We start from the raw sequence: 19,075 nt of genomic DNA, 5'->3' as shown, positions 1-19,075 counted from the left end.
CGCAGGGCGCACGTCAGGGCACGCGCGCGGTCCAACCCGGATCGGTGAACTTGGTCCGCATCAGCTCCGTCGCCCGCGCCAGCTCCTCGGGGCGCAGGTCGCCGTCCACCGTCGGGTACAGCGCGCGGAAGTGGTCGGCGAACGCCGCGATCACGGCCTCGCGCGGTAGCTGTGTCTGCGAGCGCACCGGGTCCACCCGCTTGGCCGCGCTGGCCGTCCCCTTGTCGGAGAGCTTCTCGCGCCCGATCCGCAGCACCTCGAGCATCTTGGCCGCGTCGATGTCGTAGGACATGGTCACGTGGTGCAGCACGGCGCCGCCGACCATGCGCTTCTGCGCCGAGCCCGCCAGCTTGCCCGCGGGCGAGGCGATGTCGTTCAGGCCGCTGGTGAACGCGTCCACGCCGACGTCCGCGAGGGCGCCCAGCACCCACTGGTTGAGGAACGCGTAGGAGTCCTCGAAGGTCATCCCGTCCACCAGTGACGCCGGGACGACGAGCGAGAACGTGATGCAGTTGCCGGCCTCCATGAACATCGCGCCGCCGCCGGAGATCCGGCGCACGACGGTGATGCCGTACCGCTGCGCCGCCTCGAGGTCCACCTCGTTGCGCAGCGACTGGAACGAGCCGATGATCACGGCCGGCTCGACCCACTCCCAGAACCGCAGCGTGGGACCGCGGCGTCCGGCCGCGAGCTCCTCGGTCAGCACCTGGTCGAGGGCGGCGTGCAGGGCCGGTGGCAACGGGCCGGGGTGGATCAGCTCGAAGGTGTGGTCGCTCCAGGCAGTGGAGTACCCGAGCGCGCGTCGCACGGCGACCGCGAGCGCGTGCGCGTCGAACCCGACCATGGTCACCGGCTGCTCCTGGCGGTCCAGCGCGGCGGTCACGGCGCCCATCAGGGCGCTCACCGGGGCGTCGTGCGGCTGTCCCACGAGCGCCGACGACAGGACCGCGAGCGCCTCGTCCGGGTCGAGGAAGAAGTCACCGCTCACGCTGACGTCGCTCAGCAGCCCGTCCACCACGTCCAGGTCGACCGCGACGAGCTTGCCGCCCGGGACCTTGTACTCACCATGCACGCCGCAAGCGTAGGCGGCTCAGCCCAGGGACCGGACCGCCGACTGCGCCCGGTCCTGGACCAGCGCGGACAGGGTGGTCGGATCGCCCAGCGTCGCCAGGGCCGCCTCGCGGTCACCGGCCTCCAGCGCCTCGGCGGTCCACGTCACCACCGTGTTGCCGACGAGCAGGTGCCCGCGGTACCCGGGCACCTCGGTGCCCTCGGCGGACTGCGTGACCTCCTGCACGATCGACGGGTAGACCCCCTGGCCCTCGATCGCCGGCTCGGTGACCCACGTGCCACCGTCCACGCCCAGGTTGACCTGGCTGTACTCGGGGCACGCGTCGACGGTCGTGACCAGCGACCGGAACGCCTCGCGAGCGGTCGCGGGGTCCGGGAGCAGGACGACCTCCTGCTCGAAGGCCAGCGCCTCGTTGCCCCACATCAGCGCGTCGTACCAGGGCGGGGGCGTCGCGACGACCGTCGCGGCGATGGTGCACTCCGCCGGGTCGATGGTCGAGCCGGCCGGCAGGCCCCACGGCAGCTGCCCGGCGGTGATCTGCGCGTCCACCCCGGGCTCCGCGGCGGGCACCCCGGCGACGAGGTCGGCCGCGGTGACGAACAGCGCGGGTGCGGTCGTCGCGTCGAACACGGCGTCGGAACCGGGCTGCGCCACCGGCGACGCCGGGGTGCTCGGCTCCACCGTGGGCTCGGCGGTGGTTCCGGTCTCGGTGAGATCCGGCTCCGTCTCGACGGGAGTCCAGGGCATCAGGACCAGCACCGTCAGGCAGGCGAGCGCGAGCACCACGACGAGCGGCCACCGCCAACCGGTCCGCCCCCGCTGTGGTTCCCCGGCCACGTCGGGCGGCGGCGTACTGCCGGACACGGTCGCTCCCTCCGCACGTCGACGGCCGCACGTCAGCGGCAGGTCCCCCCGAGGCTAGGCCTGGACGGTCGTCGGCGCAGGGATGAATTCAGCGGGGCGTCACGCCGCAGCTGCGCAGACCCCAGATGGCGGAGTCCGTGAGCGCCTCCCACGACGCCTCGAGCAGGTTGGGCCCGACGCCCACGGTGCTCCAGGAGCGCTGCCCGTCGGTCATCTCGATGAGCACGCGCGTGACGGCGTCGGTGCCGTGCATCGAGTCGAGGATGCGCACCTTGAAGTCGATGAGCTCGAACGTCGCGAGCTCCGGGTAGACGCGCAGCAGCGCCTGTCGCAGGGCGTGGTCCAGCGCGTTGACCGGGCCGTTCCCCTCGCCGGTGCTGACGACGCGCTCGCCACCGGCGTGCAGCTTGACGGTGGCCTCCGCCGTCGCCGGCGTCCCGCGCCCGCCGCTGCGCTCGACGATGGCGCGCCACGACTCGACCCGGAAGTACTGCGGCCGCCGGCCGTCGATCTCCTCGAGCAGGAGCAGCTCGAACGACGCGTCCGCGGCCTCGTAGGTGTAGCCGTTGGCCTCGGCGTCCTTGACCCGGTCGGTCACCCGGCCCAGCACGTCCGGCCGGTCGCTGAGGTCGAAGCCGAGCTCGCGGCCCTTGAGCTCGATCGACGCCCGGCCTGCCATGTCGGAGATCAGCATCCTCATGTCGTTGCCGACGGCGGACGGGTCGGTGTGCTGGTAGAGGTCGGGATCCACCCGGATGGCCGAGGCGTGGATGCCGGCCTTGTGCGCGAACGCGCTGGCACCCACGTAGGGCGACCGCGCGAACGGGGAGATGTTCGTGATCGCGCTGATGGCGTGGGCGATGCGGGTGAGCTCCGGCAGACCGCCGGGCAGCCCGCCCGTGACCTTGAGTGCCTGCAGTCCGTACTTCAGCTCCAGGTTGGCGACGACCGACAGCAGGTCGGCGTTCCCCGTGCGCTCGCCGTACCCGTTGACGGTGCCCTGCACGTGCGAGCACCCCGCCTCGACCGCGGCCAGGGTGTTGGCGACCGCGCAGCCGGAGTCGTTGTGCGCGTGGATGCCGAGCACGGCGTCCGGCCCGACGGCGTCCCGGATCTCGTGCACGATCTGCGACACCCACGTCGGGACCATGCCGCCGTTGGTGTCGCACAGCGCGACCACGTCCGCGCCGGCCTCGAAGCCGGCCAGGACGGCGGCGCGGGAGTACGCGGGGTCGAACCGGTAGCCGTCGAAGAAGTGCTCGGCGTCCACCACGACCCGACGTCCCTCCCGCACCAGGAAGGCGACCGTGTCCGCGATCATCGCGATGTTCTCGACGCCCGTGGTGCGCAGCGCGCGCTCGGCGTGCCGCAGGTCGTGCTTGGCGACGAGCGCGACGACCGGCGCCTCGGAGTCGACGAGCGCGCGGACCTGCGGGTCGTCGACGGCGCGGGTGCCGGCCTTGCGGGTGCTGCCGAACGCGGCGAGCTCGGCGTTGCGCAGGTCCAGCTCCTTGGCTGCCCGCTTGAAGAACTCGGTGTCCTTGGGCACCGCGCCGGGCCAGCCGCCCTCGATGAAGCCGACACCGAGCTCGTCGAGCAGAGGCGCGATGGCGAGCTTGTCGGCGACGGAGAGGTTCATCCCCTCCTGCTGGGCGCCGTCCCGCAGGGTCGTGTCGTAGACCTGGAACGGCAGGGTGGGGAGGACGGACACGATGAGCTCTCTTCGGTGCTGGGACGGACGACAGGACCTCGCGCGGGTTGCGCCCTCATGACGCCGGCGGGGGTGGGCCGGTGCGGTCGACGGTAGTCGGGGCGGGGGTGGTGCTCCGACCAACAAAAAGACCCCCCGAGGTACGGGAGGTCTGCGCGTCAGCTGGTGGGCCGACGCGCTACTCGATAATGAGGGAGCGGGTCACCCGTGCATAGTGGCACACGTCACGTCGCACGGTCACCCGGTCCACGCCTTGGACCGCGCGTCCAGGCGCACTCGGGCGGCTGTCGCTAGCGTTGAGCCGTGCCGTCACCGGCGGTGCTCCGGTCGGGTCGACCCAGCAGGAGGCAGCGATGTCCACGCCCACTCCACCTCCCGAGCGCCAGTCCGCGTACCCGCACGCCGCACAGCCGGCGCCACCGACCCCGGCCGCCGCCCCGGTGGACCCCACGGTGGTGTACCCGGCCGCGCAGCCGCCGCCCGTGCAACCGCCGACCGCGCAGCCCGCGTTCACCGCCGCTCCCCCGCCCGCCGCCCGCGCGACGGGACCGTCGGTCGACGGTGGCCGGTACTGGGCGGGCGTGGCGGCGACGGCGCTGGTCACGGCCCTGATCGGGCTGGTCGGCGTGCTCATCGTGGACCAGATCCTCGACATCGACCTCGTCGTGCGTGACCTCTTCGGGACGCAGTCCACGGGGGCCGCCTACGTGGTCGGGGGTGTCCTGGCCGCGATACTCGCCGGCGCCCTGCTGCAGCTCCTGGTCCTCTCGACGCCCAAGCCCCGAGCGTTCTTCGGCTGGATCCTGTTCCTGGCCACGCTGACCGCCGCGCTGCTGCCGCTCACGTGGACCGACGTGCTGGAGTCCGCGATCGCGTCCGGGCTGATCAACGCGCTCATCGGCATCGCGATCTGGTCCCTGCTCACCGGCGTGCTCAGCCGGACCCTGCGGCCCGGGACCACCGTGGACTGAGGCGTCAGTCGAGCAGCTGGGCGTCGAGCACCGTGGCCAGCGGCCAGGCGGCCGCGGCCGTGGTGCCGATCACGGTGACGGTCAGCTCCCGGGCCGGGTCGTGCGAGCTGCGGAACGACACCCCCGCGTCGAACCCCTCGAGCTGGGCGATCTCACGCGTGGGGTGCACCCAGAACCCGAGCCCGTACCGCCGGTCGTCACCCGGAACCGTGGGGCGCGGCCGCACCATCTCCGCCACCGTCTCCGCGCTCACGATCCGGCCCGCGAACAGCGCGGTCCAGAACCGGTGCAGGTCCGCGCCGGTGGAGTAGATGCCGCCGTCGCCCGAACCGAGCACCGGCATGTGCAGCGCGTTGGTGCGCCACTCGCCGCCCATCTCGACGTACCCGACCGCGGCACGCCCGGGCAGGGCGTCCATGCGCAGGAAGTCCGTGTCGACCATCCCCGCCGGGCGGCAGACGCGCTCGCGCACCAGGTCGTGGAACGGCACCCCGGACGCGCGTTCCGCCAGCAGCGCGAGCACGACGAAGCCGCTGTTGCAGTAGGCGAACCGCTCGCCCGCCGGAAAGGCCGTGGGAAAGCCGTCGAGGACCGGCAGGAACTGCTCCGTGGTCTCCAGCAGGTGCACCGGGACGGGCATCAGGTACGCCTCGATCGGCGTGTCCGACTCCTCGTCGATGTAGTCGCCGATGCCGGAGCGGTGCCCGAGCAGGTGCTCGACCGTGACGTCGTCCGCGACGAGCGGCAGGTCGGTGCCCAGCAGCGAGCGCGCGGTCGTCGCGAGCGTGAGGGTGCCCTCCTCGACCAGGCTCATCACCGCGAGCGCGGTCATGCCCTTGACGCCGCTGGCGATGGCCAGCTGCGACTGCGTGGTCATCGCCAGGGCGTGCCGCCGGTCGGCGAGGCCGTACGCGGCGTCGAGCTCGGTGGCGCCCGCGCGGTCCACCCGGACCACGCCCGCGAAGCCGGTCTCCTGCGCGATGCGGTCGACGTCTGCTGCGAGCGGCATCAGACCAGCCGGTGCAGCCAGCCGTGCCGGTCGGTCGACCGCCCGTACTGGATGTCCGTGAGCTCGGCCCGGATGCGCATGGTGACCGGCCCGGCGTCGCCGTCCCCGACCACGAGGTCGAAGTCGTCGCTCGCCATCCGGCCGATCGGGGTCATCACCGCGGCCGTGCCGCACGCGAACACCTCGCGCACCGACCCGTCCGCCAGCCCGGAACGCAGCTCCGCCAGCGGGATCTGGCGCTCGGACACCTCGTGGCCCGCGTCCGTCAGCAGGCGCAGGATCGACGAGCGCGTCACGCCCTCCAGGATCGATCCGGAGATCGGCGGGGTGGCCACGCTGCCGTCGGCGTGCACGACGAACACGTTCATGCCGCCCAGCTCCTCGAGCAGGGTGTTGGTCGACGCGTCGAGGAAGCACACCTGCTCGAAGCCCAGGTCGTGGGCGCGCTGCTGCGGGAGCAGGCTCGCGGCGTAGTTGCCGCCGCACTTCGCCGCCCCGGTGCCGCCCGCACCCGCGCGGTGGTACTCCTGGTCCACCCAGATGGACACCGGCCGCACGCCACCCGCGAAGTACGGTCCGACGGGCGAGGCGATGACCAGGAACTCCGCCTCCATCGAGGGGCGCACGCCGAGGAACGACTCGGAGGCGTACATGAACGGGCGCAGGTACAGGCTCGTCTCCTCACCGGACGGCACCCAGGCCAGGTCCGTCGCGACGAGCGCCTCGATCGCACCGAGGAAGTCCGCCTCGGGCAGCACCGGCAGCGCCAGCCGGCGGGCGCTGCGCGCGAACCGCGCCGCGTTGGCCCAGGGGCGGAACGTCCACACCGAGCCGTCGGCGTGCCGGTACGCCTTCATGCCCTCGAAGATCTCCTGCGCGTAGTGCAGGACCGCGGTCGCCGGGTCCAGCAGCAGGGGGCCGTACTTCTCGACGCGCCGGCCGGTCCACCCGTCCTCGTTCGTGTACGAGATCCGGGCCATGTGGTCGGTGAACACGGTGCCGAACTTCGGCGACGCGAGCATCGCCTCGCGCTGCTCGTCGGGGACGGGGGTGTCGGTCCGCGTGATCGTGAAGAGGTCGGCGGACGTCGGGTTGGTCGTGGTGCTCATGAGCGGGGGCCTTTCACCAGAGTCAGGATCGACGGTACCGGTGAGGACGGCCGAGTGGATATTCGGGACGGGTCCCGCCTGGATCAACCGGCGATGCGCGCGGCGAGGTCCTTGCCCACCTCGGCCGTCGAACGTACTCGCTCGGCGGAGGAGCGGCCGGCGATGTCGTCCGCGACCGCCTTCTCCACGCGGGAAGCGGCGGCAGGCAGGCCGAGGTGCTCCAGCAGCAGCGCGACCGACAGCACGGTGGCCGTCGGGTCCGCCTTGCCCTGGCCGGCGATGTCCGGGGCCGAGCCGTGCACGGGCTCGAACATGCTCGGTGCTGTGCGGTCCGGGTTGATGTTCGCGGACGCCGCCAGCCCGATACCGCCCGTGATGGCGGCCGCCAGGTCCGTGAGGATGTCGCCGAACAGGTTGTCGGTGACGATCACGTCGAACCGGGACGGGTTGGTGACCAGGAAGATCGTCGCCGCGTCCACGTGCAGGTAGTCGACCGTCACCTCCGGGAACTCGGCGTTGACGGCCTCGACCGTGCGGCGCCACAGGTGGCCGGCGTGCACCAGCACGTTGTGCTTGTGCACGAGGGTGAGCTTCTTGCGCGGACGCGCTGCGGCGCGGGCGAACGCGTCACGCACCACGCGCTCGACGCCGAAGGCGGTGTTCACGCTGACCTCGTTGGCCACCTCGTGCGGGGTGCCCACCCGGATCGCGCCGCCGTTGCCGACGTACGGTCCCTCGGTGCCCTCGCGGACGACGACGAAGTCGATCTCGCCGGGGTTGCCCAGCGGAGAGGCCACGCCCGGGTACAGCCGGCTGGGGCGCAGGTTGACGTAGTGGTCCAGGGCGAAGCGCAGGCGGAGCAGCAGCCCACGCTCCAGCACGCCCGACGGCACGCTCGGGTCGCCGATGGCGCCGAGCAGGATCGCGTCGTGCCCGCGGATGGCCTCGAGGTCGGTGTCCGTGAGGGTCTCGCCCGTGGCGTGGTAGCGGCGGGCACCCAGGTCGAAGTCGGTGGTCGAGACGGTGACCCCACTGCCGTGCAGCGCCGTGTCGAGCGCGAGCAGACCCTGCTCGACGACCTCCGTGCCGATGCCGTCACCTGCGACGACGGCGAGGCGGAGGTCCCGGGGAGCAGTGGTGTCAGCCATGCGCCGAGCGTAAACCCCGTCCCACCTCTCGGAACGGGCCGTCTCACCAGACGAACCGACTAGTCGACCGCGGGTGTCGGGCCGGTCGTGGGGTAGATCAGCTCGAAACGCTCGGTGACGACGTCCATCGTGGTGGAGAACCGGTCGTCCCCGAGCACCCGGCGCCAGTACGTCTCGTGCTGCGCCTGCCAGGACTCCAAGGTCAGGTCGTCCTCGCCCTCGGCCGCGGCGTGCTCCGCGCTGACCCGATCGAACGGGACGACGTCGACCTGCGTGGTCCGCAGGAGCGCTCGCGGCTCACCGGCCGAGTCCGTGACGATGGACAGCTCGCCCACCCGCGGCGTCTCCAGGCCGACGTCCGTGAGCTCCACCAGCGCCGTCGAGGTCGCCGTCTTGCGTCCGTCGAGGACGAGGGTGAGCAGCTGGTCCGCGAGCGCCGGGTTGTCCCCGAACGACCACGCCGGCGGCGCCAGCACGTCCTCGGTCGAGCCACCGAGAACCTGGTCCATCTTCCCGAAACCCACGTGTCCACGCGCCGCCTGCCAGAACGCCGCGATGCGCAGGTCGTCGACCGGCCCCTCGGCCGCGTGCTCGGCCGGCTCCACCAGCTCGTCGGTCATCGTCGTCCCTCCGTCGTCATCCGCTCATCCTTGCGTAAGTCCTGGTGGGCGGCACGACGTGCTGCAGCCGGGGACGTCGCGCTCGGTGGTGCGCGCTGTGGTGCGGGGCTCCGGGGTGCCGGTCGCCGAACCGGCGCGCAGGATGAGAGGGGCCGAAGGAGCCGGCCGGTTCGGCACGGACGAAGGAACGCGCACATGGGAATCGACGACCTCAAGGGCAAGGCGGCCGGCGCGATGGACAGCGACCAGGCGGAGAAGGCGAGCGACGCGGGACTCGACAAGGCGGGCGACGCCGCGTCGAGCAAGACGGGCGGCTCGCACGACGAGAAGATCACCAAGGCGACGACGTCGGCCGACGACCACGTCGGCAACGACTGACCGGGACGCAGAACGGCACCCCGCGGGACGGGGTGCCGTTCGTCGTGCGGAGGGTCAGCGCGCCGCGGAGCCCTCGACGTAGTCCGACTCGGCCGGCTTGACCCAGGCGAAGAGCTTGCGCAGCTCGCGGCCGACGGGCTCGATCGGGTGGTTCTGGCCCTTCTCGCGCAGCTCCTGGAACTCCGGCGCGTCGGCGTCCTGGTCCTTGATGAACCGCTCGGCGAAGGCGCCGTTCTGGATGTCGGCTAGCACGGCCTTCATGTTGTCCTTCACGTCCGGCGTGATGATGCGCGGGCCGGAGACGTAGTCGCCGTACTCGGCGGTGTCGGAGACGGACCAGCGCTGCTTGGTGATGCCGCCCTCGAAGATGAGGTCGACGATCAGCTTGAGCTCGTGCAGGACCTCGAAGTACGCGACCTCCGGCTGGTAGCCCGCCTCGGTCAGGGTCTCGAAGCCGTACTGGATGAGCTGCGAGACGCCACCGCACAGGACGGCCTGCTCACCGAACAGGTCGGTCTCGGTCTCCTCGGTGAAGGTCGTCTTGATGCCGGCGGCGCGCAGGCCACCGATCGCCTTGGCGTACGACAGCGCGAGGTCCCAGGCGGAGCCCGACGCGTCCTGCTCGACCGCGACGATGACCGGCACGCCGCGCCCGTCCACGTACTCGCGACGGACCAGGTGACCCGGGCCCTTGGGGGCGACCATGAGCACGTCGTGCCCCGCGGCCGGCTTGATGTAGCCGAAGCGGATGTTGAAGCCGTGCCCGAAGACGAGGGCGGCGCCGTCCTTCAGGTTCGGCTCGATCTCGTCGCGGTACACGATGCGCTGGACCTGGTCGGGCGCCAGGATGACGACGACGTCGGCCTCGCGGACCGCGTCGGCCACCGAGGCGACCTTGAGGCCCTCGTTCTCGGCCTTGGCTCGGGACGCCGAGCCCTCACGCAGGCCGACGGTCACGTCGACGCCGGAGTCGCGCAGGTTCAGGCTGTGCGCGTGCCCCTGGCTGCCGTAGCCGATGACGGCGACCTTCTTGGACTGGATGATCGACAGGTCGGCGTCGTCGTCGTAGAACAGCTCGGCCACGATGGGTCTCCTCGGTGTTGTGGGTCTGGGTGTACGTAACGGTCAGGGGGACGGTCAGGCGCTTCTGTTGACGCGCTCGAGGGCGCGGTCGGTGATCGAGCGGGACCCGCGGCCGATGGCCACGGTGCCGGACTGCACGATCTCCCGGATGCCGAACGGCTCCAGGGCGGCGAGCAGGGCGTCGAGCTTGCCCGGTCCACCGGTCGCCTCGATGACGACGGTGTCCGGCACGACGTCGACGACGTGCGCCCGGAACAGCTGGACGACCTCGAGGACTCCGGTGCGCTGCGCAGCGTCGGCCTTGACCTTCACCAGCAGCAGCTCGCGCTGCACGGACGACGCGTCCTCGAGCTCGACGATCTTGATGACGTTGATGAGCTTGTTCAGCTGCTTGGTCACCTGTTCGAGCGGCAGGTCCGCGACGTCGACGACCACCGTGATGCGCGAGATCTCGTCGTGCTCGGTGGGACCGACCGCGAGCGAGTGGATGTTGAACGACCGCCGCGCGAACAGGCCGGCGACGCGCGTCAGGACGCCGGGCTTGTTCTCGACGAGGACCGACAGGGTGTGGCGGCTCATGGCTCAGTCCTCTCGGTCCCACGCCGGGCTGATGCCCCGCGCGTACTGGATGGCGTCGTTGCTCACGCCCGCGGCGACCATCGGCCACACCATCGCGTCGCGTGACACGGTGAAGTCGATGACGACCGGCTGGTCGTTGATCTCGAGGGCCCGCTTGATGGTCGCGTCGACGTCGCCCACGGTCTCGCAGCGCAGACCGGCGCAGCCGTACGCGTCGGCCATCTTCACGAAGTCCGGGATGCGCACCGTGCCGTGCCCCGTGTTGAGGTCCGTGTTGGAGTAGCGGGACTCGTAGAACAGCGTCTGCCACTGCCGCACCATGCCGAGCGACGAGTTGTTGATGATCGCGACCTTGATCGGGATCTCGTTGATCGTGCAGGTGGCGAGCTCCTGGTTGGTCATCTGGAAGCAGCCGTCGCCGTCGATGGCCCACACGGTGCGCGACGGGTCGCCCACCTTGGCGCCCATCGCCGCCGGCACGGCGTAGCCCATGGTCCCCAGTCCCCCGGAGTTCAGCCAGGAGTTGGGCCGCTGGTACTTGATGAACTGCGCCGCCCACATCTGGTGCTGGCCGACGCCCGCGGCGAAGATCGACTCCGGCCCGGACAGCTCACCGATCCGCTGGATGACGTGCTGCGGGGCGAGGTGGCCGTCGCCGGGCTCGTCGAAGCCCAGCGGGAACGTCTGGCGCCAGTCGTCCAGCTGACGCCACCACTGCTCCAGGTCCGGCTTGCCGTGCTGCGTGTGCTCGCGGGCCAGCTCGGGCAACAGGTCCGCCATGACCTCCTTGAGGTCGCCGACGATCGGCACGTCGACCGCGCGGTTCTTGCCGATCTCGGCCGGGTCGATGTCGGCGTGCACGATGGTCGCGTTCGGCGCGAAGCTCGACAGCAGCCCGGTCACGCGGTCGTCGAAGCGCGCACCGAGGGCGACGACGAGGTCGGCCTTCTGCAGCGCCGCGACGGCGGCGACCGTGCCGTGCATGCCGGGCATGCCCAGGTGCTGCGGGTGCGAGTCGGGCAGCGCACCGCGCGCCATGAGCGTCGTCACGACCGGCGCACCGGACGCCTCGGTGAGCGCGCGCAGCTCCGCGGACGCGCGGGCGCGGATCACGCCACCGCCCACGTAGAACACCGGCCGGCGTGCCGTGGCGATCAGCCGGGCCGCCTCGCGGATCTGCTTGGCGTGCGGCTTGGTCACGGGGTGGTAGCCGGGCAGGTTGAGCTCCTGCGGCCAGGAGAACGTGGTGCGGGCCTGCATCGCCGACTTGGCGATGTCCACGAGCACCGGACCGGGCCGCCCGGTCGACGCGATGTGGAACGCCTCGGCGATCACGCGCGGGATGTCGTCCGGGTCCGTCACCAGGTAGTTGTGCTTGGTGACCGGCAAGGTGATGCCGACGATGTCGGCCTCCTGGAACGCATCCGTGCCGATGAGCGAGGCGCCGACCTGGCCGGTGATCGCGACGAGGGGCACCGAGTCCATGTGCGCGTCGGCGATGGGCGTCACGAGGTTCGTCGCACCCGGGCCGGACGTCGCCATGCACACGCCCACCCGACCGGTCGCGGCGGCGTAGCCGGCGGCCGCGTGCCCGCCGCCCTGCTCGTGCCGGACGAGGATGTGGCGGACCTTGGTGGAGTCCATCAGCGGGTCGTACGTGGGCAGGATCGCGCCGCCGGGGATGCCGAACACGACCTCGACGCCGGCCTCCTCGAGCGAGCGGACGATGGACTGCGCACCGGTGACCTGCTCCGCCGCGGTCGGGACCGGGACGCGGGCTGCGGAGGACGCGGCGGGCGCGGCTGTTCGCGGCGGCGCCGGGTGGGGGCCCTGGACCATCGTTGTCTCCCTGGTCATGCTCGTGGGTGGTGCTGCTGGGCACTGCTGGGTGGTGCTCGGTGCCGCTCGGCACTGCCGAGCGAGAGCTGGTCGGAACACAGAAAAGCCCCTCGAGCCACGTACGGGCTGGACGAGGGGCGAGCGCGCTGACGGGGCCTGTGCGGGAGGCCTCTAGCCGGCGCGCTCAGGAAGTACTACGAGAAGGGTCGTCTGCACGCGTTGGACACTACGCCCAGGTTTCCGATGTGTCACGCGACCCCCGACCCATCTCACATCGTGGTTCACGCGATCACGTACTGGACGGCAGGGATCGCTCCGCCGAGGGCGCCGGGTCCATGTCGAACGCGGGGAGGCCGTCGATGCTGGTCCGGTTCTTGCGCCGCCGGTAGGCGGCCTGACCGTCGACCCCCTTGCGCTCCAGGTGCGGTGGGAGCAGATCCCGCTCCCCCTCGAGCGTCATGAGGGGCACGCCGTACCCGCACGAGTCGGAGACGCGGTCCACGTCGACGACGATCACGGCGCGCGCGCCACGTGTCTCGCCGAAGAGCGCCGCGAGCTCGTCGAATCCCTCGTCGTACACCGTGACGAACCGGCCGCGGCCGTACAGCCGGACGATGTTCGGGGGCCCCTGGAACGCGCAGAACATCAGCGTGATGCGGCCGTTGTCGCGCAGGTGCGCGATCGTCTCGGCGCCGCTCGCGGTCAGGTCGAGGTAGGCCACCCGGTGCTCGTCGAGGACGACGAACGTGCCCGCAACACCTTTCGGCGAGAGGTTGACGTGCCCGTCCGGGCCGCTCGGGGCCGTCGCGACGAAGAACATCGGCTGCGCCTCGACGAACGCGCGCAGCCGGCCGTCGATCCGCTCGTGCACCTTGCCCATGGGTCCCCCGATCGCTCGACAGGAGCCTAGCGAGCGGCGGGCGGGCCGACAGTCAGAACAGGTCCCAGCGGTAGACCCGCGCCTCCCACGGGCGCAGTCGCAGCCGCCCGTCGGGCGAGGGGGCGTCGCCGGCCGGGTAGTTGGCGAGCACCAGCGCGTCGGCCGGCGCGCCCAGGGGCCAGGCCTGCCCGAGCTCGACGTCCTGCACGTCCCCGGAGAAGTTGCCGAGGACCAGCAGCTCGGTGCCGTCGAGCCGGCGGGTGAAGGCGTACACGTGCTCGTGGTCGGGCAGCAGCATCGTGAAGTCGCCGAGTGCGACCACGGGGTCCCGGTGCCGCAGGGTGATCAGCGCCCGGTAGTAGTGGAAGACCGACCCGGGGTCGGCCCGCTGCTGCGCGGCGTTGATCTCGCGGTAGTTCTGGTTCACCTCGATCCACGGGATGCCGGTGGTGAACCCCGCGTGCGGCGAGTCGTCCCACTGCATGGGGGTGCGGGCGTTGTCGCGGCTCATCGCGGCGATGCCGGCGAGGAGGTCCTCGTCCGTCCCGGTGCCGACCGTCTTCGCAGCAGTGACGTGGTTGAGGGTCTCGATGTCCCGGTACTGGTCGAAGCGCGTGAAGTGCGCGTTCGTCATCCCGAGCTCCTCGCCCTGGTACACGTAGGGCGTCCCGCGGTGCAGGTGCAGGACCGTCGCCAGCATCGTGGCCGACTCCCGTCGGAGCTCCCCGTCGTCGCCGAACCGCGACACGACCCGCGGCTGGTCGTGGTTGTCCCAGTAGAGGCTGTTCCAGCCGACGTCGGCCAGACCGGCCTGCCAGCGACCGAGCGACGCCTTGAGGTCACGCAGCCGCAGCGGCCGGACGTCGAACTTGCCGCCGGGGCCGTGGTCGAGGCCGACGTGCTCGAACTGGAACACCATGTCGACCTCCTTGCGCCCCGGGTCGGTGAAGTCCCGCGCCTGCTCCACCGTGACGCCGGGCATCTCCCCCACGGTCAGCAGCGTGCCCGGACGGTCGGCGAACACGGCCTTGTGCATCTCGGCCAGGAACTCGTGGATGCGCGGCCCGCAGACGTAGTACGGTCCGCCGTCCCCGAACAGGCCGTCCGTGACCGCACCGTCGGGCAGCGCGGTGTCCTTCGAGATGAGGTTGATGACGTCCATCCGGAAGCCGTCGACGCCGCGGTCGAGCCACCACCGCATCATCTCGTACACGGCGTCCCTGACCTGCGGGTTCTCCCAGTTCAGGTCCGGCTGCTTGCGGCTGAACAGGTGCAGGTAGTACTCGCCCGACCGCTCGTCGAGCTCCCAGGTGGGGCCGCCGAAGAACGAGCGCCAGTTGGTCGGCTCGGCGCCGGGCGCCCCGGCCGCCATGCCGTCGCGCGCGGGCCGCCACCAGTACCAGCCGCGCTTCGGGCTCGCGGGGTCGCGGGACTCGACGAACCACGGGTGCTCGTCGGACGTGTGGTTGACCACGAGGTCCATGACCAGCTTCATGCCCCGCTCGTGCAGGGCCTCGACCAGCCGGTCCAGGTCCTCGAGCGTGCCGAACACCGGGTCGACCGCGCGGTAGTCGCTGATGTCGTACCCGTTGTCGTCCTGCGGCGAGGTGTAGATCGGCGACAGCCAGACGACGTCCGCCCCCAGCTCCGCCAGGTGGTCCAGGTGGCCGAGGATCCCCGGCAGGTCACCGATGCCGTTTCCGTCGGAGTCCGCGAACGAGCGCGGGTACACCTGGTACACGACGGCCCGGGTCCACCAGGGCGCGTCCTTCGTCGTCCACGTCATACGAGGGCTCCTCTCGTCGGGGCCGGGGCCTGCAGCAGCTCCTGCGCCTCCCGATCGAGGTCGATGCGGTCGACGGTGTCCTGGATCGCGTATCTCGCCGCTCCCGAGGCGGCTGGTGAGCTCGCTACGCGAGATCGGCCCGGCGATCAGCACGGCGCGGGCGAGCGCTCGGTCGCTGTCGGTCAGCACTCCGTCCACCGGTCCATTGGTTCCATGTTGACATGAAGGGCGCGACCGGCAGAGCGGGATCGGCCGGGCCGTGGCGCTGGTCGGCTGGCCCACGGCAGGCGCTCCCGGATCCACGTCGTGGGCGTCTCGACGCGCGCCGCGGCGCAGTCAGCGCTCCAATGGCAGGACGACGAGACCGTCATGACGGGTCGCGAGCTGGACGTCGTCGGCCTGCGCCCGCGTCCGGAACCCGGCGCAGGGAGGCGCACGATGAGAGACCGAGTGACGCGACGAGGTCGGCGTGTCAGGGCGGCGGCGGTGCTGGCGCTGCTGCTGACCGCCGCCGGCGGCTGTGCGAACGAACCCTCCGACGGCGTGACCACCCTGAGCTTCTTCCAGTTCAAGGGTGAGGCGCTCGAGGACTTCGACCAGATCATCGCCGACTTCGAGGCGGAGAACCCGGACATCCGGGTGGTACAGAACCAGGTCGCCGACGCCGACACGGCCATCCGGACGCTGCTGGTGAAGGACAAGGCACCGGACGTCATCACCCTCAACGCGAGCGGCAACTTCGGCCGACTCGCGGAGGCCGGGGTCTTCTACGACTTCTCCGACCAGCCGGTGCTGGAGACCATCAACCCGGCGGTGCAGGAGATCATGGCGGACCTGGGCACGTACGGCGACGAGGTGAACGGCCTCGGCTACGTCAGCAACGCCGACGGGATCATCTACAACCAAGAGATCTTCGAGCAGCAGGGCCTCGAGGTCCCCGAGACCTGGGACGACCTGATCGCGATCTGCGACACGCTCGAGGCCGCCGGCATCACCCCGTTCTACGGGACGCTCGCCGACTCGTGGACGACCCTGGCCTCGTTCAACGGGATCGGCGCCTACGCCGCCGAGGACGGTTTCTTCGAGCGGATGCGTGAGCAGGGTGCGGAGACCGGTCCGGACTCCCCGGTGTCGTTCGAGAAGGACTTCGCCGGGGCGCTGGACCAGCAGGCACAGCTCTTCGACTACATGCAGCCGGGATACCGCGGGGCGACCTACGACGACGGCAACGCGGCGTTCGCCAACGGCGAGGTCGCCATGCTCCTGCAAGGCATCTGGGCGCTGAGCCCGATCCAGGGCGTCAACCCGGACCTGCGGGCGGGGATCTTCCCGTACCCGGCGGCCGAGGACCCCGCCGACCGCGTGCTGGTCTCGGGGGTCGATGTGGCCGTGACGATGCCGAAGGAGTCCCCGCGGCAGGCGGAGGCGCTGCGGTTCATCGACTACCTGTTCCAGAAGGACGTGGTCGAGCAGTTCGCCGCCTCGCAGAACATGTTCCCGGCCGTGGAGGGCGCGGAGCCCAGCGACAACCCGGCGATCCAGTCGGTCGCGCCGTACTTCGACGAGGGCCGGATCGCGGGCTTCATCGACCACCAGATCCCGGCCAGCATCCCGCTCGCGGCGATCGACCAGCAGTTCCTGTTCACCGGCGACGCCGAGGCTGCGCTCGCCACCCTCGACAGCGAGTGGAGCAAGGTCGCCGCTCGCACCATCCCCGTGACGGGAGATTGACGATGACGTCCTCCACGCAGGCGATGCCCCTGCCCGCGGCGCGCGGGGCCGGGCGGGCCGGTACCACCACCGCGCGACGCGGCAAGCGGGACCGCGCGCAGTCCACGTTCTACTGGATGGTCTGGCCCGCGGTCATCGCGTTCTTCCTGTTCCACACCCTCCCGGTGCTGGTCGGCATCTTCTTCAGCCTCACCAACTACGCCGGCTACGGCGCCTGGAACTTCGTCGGGGTGTCCAACTACGTCAACCTGTTCCGCGACGACCGGGTGCTGCAGGCGTACGGGTTCTCGTTCCTGTTCGCGGTCACCGCGACCGTGCTGACCAACCTGATCTCGTTGGCCATCGCGCTCGGTCTGAACGCCAAGATCCTCGCGCGCGACTTCTGGCGCGGCGTCTACTTCGTGCCGTACGTCCTGGCGATCCTCGTCATCGGCTACGTCTTCCAGTTCATCTTCTCGAACTCGCTGCCCAAGATCCTGTCGGGCATCCCGCTCTTCGCCGACAACATCCTCACCAACGAGACCTGGGCGTGGACCGCGATCGTCGCCCTGGCCGTCTGGCAGGCCTGCGCCTTCGCGATCATCATCTACCTGGCCGGGCTGCAGACGATCCCGCGCGAGATGTACGAGGCGGCGTCGCTGGACGGTGCCAAGCCGTGGAAGCAGTTCACCAGCATCACGTTCCCGCTGATCAGCGCCTTCTTCACGATCAACGTGGTCCTGAGCCTGAAGAGCTTCCTGCAGGTGTTCGACCCCATCGTCGCCCTCACGAACGGCGGCCCCGGGACCGCGACGGAGTCCGTCACGCTGCTGATCTTCCGCGGCGGGTTCTCGGGGGGCGAGTTCGCCTACCAGACCGCGAACGCGGTGATCTTCTTCGTCGTCATCACCGTGGTCTCGCTCGTCCAGTTCCGGGTCCTCCAGAGCAGAGAGGCGGAATTCTGATGACCACCGCCGGAACCGTGCTCGGCCAGGCCGAGCCCGTCCTCCCCGACCGCCCGCGGCGGCGGCGCAGGAAGACCGCCGACGACGACACCCGCAGGATCAACTGGTGGGTGACCGCACTGATCGCCGTGTGCTCGCTCACGATCCTGGTCCCGCTCTACCTGGCCGTGGTCGTGGCGCTCAAGACGCCCGACCAGCTGCTGTCCGGCACCGGCTTCGAGTGGCCGAACCCCGTGGACTGGGGGAACTTCGCGGAGGCGTGGGACCGGACCAGGTTCCCGCAGGCGCTCATGAACACGGCGATGATCACCATCGGGTCCGTCGTCCTCACGCTGCTGACCAGCTCGGTCGTCGCGTACGCGCTGGCACGGAACATGGACCGGCTGTTCTTCAAGGGCGTCTTCTTCTACCTGCTGGCAGCCCTGTTCATCCCGTTCCCGATCATCATGCTTCCCCTGGTGAAGCAGACGGCGCTCCTCGGCCTGGACAATCAGGCGGGGCTGATCGTGCTCTACACGATCTACGGGCTGTCGCTGAACATCTTCATCTACACCGCCTACATCCGCTCGATCCCGATCGAGCTCGAGGAGGCGGCGAGGGTCGACGGCGCCTCGACGTGGCGGGTGTTCCGGCAGATCATCTTCCCGCTGCTGGCGCCGATGAACGCGACGGTGGGCATCCTCACGTGCGTCTGGGCCTGGAACGACTTCATCATGCCGCTCGTCGTGCTGACGGACCCCGGGGCGCGGACGCTGCCCCTGGCGCAGTACGTCTTCCAGGGCCAGTTCAACACCGACTACACGGTGGCGTTCTCCTCCTACCTCATGGCGATGGCGCCCCTGCTGATCGTCTACATCTTCGCCCAGCGGTGGGTGATCTCCGGGGTCACGCGGGGGTCGATCAAGTAGCCATCGGCAGCCGCGCCGGGGCTCAGGGCGCGATGGATGCGTCGTACCGTGCGCGCGCCGCGGCGATGTCGGCCTGGTGCGACTCAGTCCACGTCACGAGCTCGCGGACGGTGCCGTTCAGGCTGCGACCCAGGTCCGTGAGCGAGTACTCGACCCGCGGCGGCACGACCGGGTGCACGGTCCGGGAGACCAGGCCGTCACGCTCCAGCTGGCGCAACGTCACGGTGAGCATCCGCTGACTCACCCCGTCGACGAGTCGGAGGAGCTCCGTGAACCGGAGCGTGCCGTTCTCGAGCAGTGCCATGGCCAGCAATGACCACTTGTCGGCGATCCGATCGAGGATCTGCCGCACCTCGCAGTCCTCGCGACGGTCCCACTGGAAGGGGTCGTTCGGCATGTCGGTTACTTCGCAGGAACCGGCGTACTCCGAAGTGCGTACTTCC

The 19,075-nt window shown here is 70.7% G+C and carries 18 protein-coding genes; 5 read left to right on the top strand and 13 right to left on the bottom strand.

Annotated features, from left to right (window positions below):
* Positions 1-13: 13 nt before the first annotated feature.
* From KG102_RS04540 to cimA, 3 genes are all read right to left on the bottom strand, one after another.
* Positions 14-1,072 (bottom strand): lipoyl protein ligase domain-containing protein, encoded by a 1,059-nt coding sequence (locus tag KG102_RS04540; protein ID WP_208214605.1) that lies wholly within the window; start codon positions 1,070-1,072, stop codon positions 14-16.
* Between the two features lie 18 nt (positions 1,073-1,090).
* Positions 1,091-1,936, bottom strand: coding sequence for a RodZ family helix-turn-helix domain-containing protein (locus KG102_RS04535; RefSeq protein ID WP_208289454.1), 846 nt, complete (start codon positions 1,934-1,936; stop codon positions 1,091-1,093).
* Positions 1,937-2,024: 88 nt separating this feature from the next.
* Complete coding sequence (gene cimA / locus KG102_RS04530) at positions 2,025-3,647, bottom strand: citramalate synthase (protein WP_256440420.1); 1,623 nt, start codon at positions 3,645-3,647, stop codon at positions 2,025-2,027.
* A 353-nt stretch (positions 3,648-4,000) separates the two neighbouring features.
* Here cimA and KG102_RS04525 point away from each other — a divergent pair, with 353 nt between their 5' ends.
* Complete coding sequence (locus KG102_RS04525) at positions 4,001-4,618, top strand: hypothetical protein (protein WP_208214607.1); 618 nt, start codon at positions 4,001-4,003, stop codon at positions 4,616-4,618.
* 4 nt (positions 4,619-4,622) lie between these two features.
* On the opposite strand, the gene KG102_RS04520 is transcribed toward KG102_RS04525, so the two are convergent.
* The 4 genes from KG102_RS04520 to KG102_RS04505 all read right to left on the bottom strand — a co-directional run bounded on the left by KG102_RS04520 (position 4,623) and on the right by KG102_RS04505 (position 8,504).
* On the bottom strand, positions 4,623-5,627 hold the full coding sequence (locus tag KG102_RS04520; RefSeq protein ID WP_208289455.1) for a serine hydrolase domain-containing protein: 1,005 nt from the start codon (positions 5,625-5,627) through the stop codon (positions 4,623-4,625).
* Complete coding sequence (locus KG102_RS04515; RefSeq protein ID WP_208214609.1) at positions 5,627-6,736, bottom strand: branched-chain amino acid aminotransferase; 1,110 nt, start codon at positions 6,734-6,736, stop codon at positions 5,627-5,629. The genes KG102_RS04520 and KG102_RS04515 overlap by 1 nt, the downstream gene beginning before the upstream one ends.
* Before the next feature lie 83 nt (positions 6,737-6,819).
* The gene (locus tag KG102_RS04510; protein WP_208289456.1) at positions 6,820-7,884 is read right to left on the bottom strand and encodes a 3-isopropylmalate dehydrogenase; all 1,065 of its coding nucleotides are present in this window, start codon (positions 7,882-7,884) and stop codon (positions 6,820-6,822) included.
* Between the two features lie 59 nt (positions 7,885-7,943).
* Entirely contained in the window at positions 7,944-8,504 is a 561-nt protein-coding gene (locus KG102_RS04505; protein WP_208289457.1) for an ASCH domain-containing protein, read from the bottom strand.
* 195 nt (positions 8,505-8,699) lie between these two features.
* Here KG102_RS04505 and KG102_RS04500 point away from each other — a divergent pair, with 195 nt between their 5' ends.
* Positions 8,700-8,882 (top strand): Rv0909 family putative TA system antitoxin, encoded by a 183-nt coding sequence (locus tag KG102_RS04500; protein ID WP_208214612.1) that lies wholly within the window; start codon positions 8,700-8,702, stop codon positions 8,880-8,882.
* A gap of 54 nt (positions 8,883-8,936) precedes the next feature.
* On the opposite strand, the gene ilvC is transcribed toward KG102_RS04500, so the two are convergent.
* The 5 genes from ilvC to KG102_RS04475 all read right to left on the bottom strand — a co-directional run bounded on the left by ilvC (position 8,937) and on the right by KG102_RS04475 (position 15,049).
* Positions 8,937-9,965: a ketol-acid reductoisomerase gene (gene ilvC, locus KG102_RS04495; RefSeq protein WP_208214613.1), complete on the bottom strand. Its 1,029-nt coding sequence runs from the start codon at positions 9,963-9,965 to the stop codon at positions 8,937-8,939.
* A gap of 54 nt (positions 9,966-10,019) precedes the next feature.
* Positions 10,020-10,544: an acetolactate synthase small subunit gene (ilvN, locus tag KG102_RS04490; protein WP_208214614.1), complete on the bottom strand. Its 525-nt coding sequence runs from the start codon at positions 10,542-10,544 to the stop codon at positions 10,020-10,022.
* 3 nt (positions 10,545-10,547) lie between these two features.
* Complete coding sequence (locus tag KG102_RS04485; protein ID WP_208214615.1) at positions 10,548-12,383, bottom strand: acetolactate synthase large subunit; 1,836 nt, start codon at positions 12,381-12,383, stop codon at positions 10,548-10,550.
* Positions 12,384-12,672: 289 nt separating this feature from the next.
* Positions 12,673-13,263, bottom strand: coding sequence for a pyridoxamine 5'-phosphate oxidase family protein (locus tag KG102_RS04480; RefSeq protein ID WP_208214616.1), 591 nt, complete (start codon positions 13,261-13,263; stop codon positions 12,673-12,675).
* Positions 13,264-13,315: 52 nt separating this feature from the next.
* Positions 13,316-15,049: a glycoside hydrolase family 13 protein gene (locus KG102_RS04475; protein ID WP_208289458.1), complete on the bottom strand. Its 1,734-nt coding sequence runs from the start codon at positions 15,047-15,049 to the stop codon at positions 13,316-13,318.
* Positions 15,050-15,487: 438 nt separating this feature from the next.
* Here KG102_RS04475 and KG102_RS04470 point away from each other — a divergent pair, with 438 nt between their 5' ends.
* Genes KG102_RS04470 through KG102_RS04460 form a run of 3 tightly spaced genes read left to right on the top strand, consistent with a single transcriptional unit; the run spans position 15,488 to position 18,632 of the window.
* Entirely contained in the window at positions 15,488-16,780 is a 1,293-nt protein-coding gene (locus tag KG102_RS04470; RefSeq protein WP_208289459.1) for an ABC transporter substrate-binding protein, read from the top strand.
* A gap of 2 nt (positions 16,781-16,782) precedes the next feature.
* The gene (locus KG102_RS04465; RefSeq protein ID WP_243884289.1) at positions 16,783-17,724 is read left to right on the top strand and encodes a carbohydrate ABC transporter permease; all 942 of its coding nucleotides are present in this window, start codon (positions 16,783-16,785) and stop codon (positions 17,722-17,724) included.
* Entirely contained in the window at positions 17,724-18,632 is a 909-nt protein-coding gene (locus tag KG102_RS04460) for a carbohydrate ABC transporter permease (protein WP_208214619.1), read from the top strand. Before KG102_RS04465 ends, KG102_RS04460 begins: the two co-directional genes overlap by 1 nt.
* Before the next feature lie 22 nt (positions 18,633-18,654).
* Here KG102_RS04460 and KG102_RS04455 read toward each other — a convergent pair whose 3' ends face one another.
* Positions 18,655-19,029: a winged helix-turn-helix transcriptional regulator gene (locus KG102_RS04455; protein ID WP_243884290.1), complete on the bottom strand. Its 375-nt coding sequence runs from the start codon at positions 19,027-19,029 to the stop codon at positions 18,655-18,657.
* Positions 19,030-19,075 lie beyond the last annotated feature (46 nt).

This window comes from Cellulomonas fengjieae (assembly GCF_018388465.1).
Lineage (GTDB): Bacteria > Actinomycetota > Actinomycetes > Actinomycetales > Cellulomonadaceae > Cellulomonas > Cellulomonas fengjieae.
This window is presented reverse-complemented; position numbering and strand designations above follow the sequence as displayed.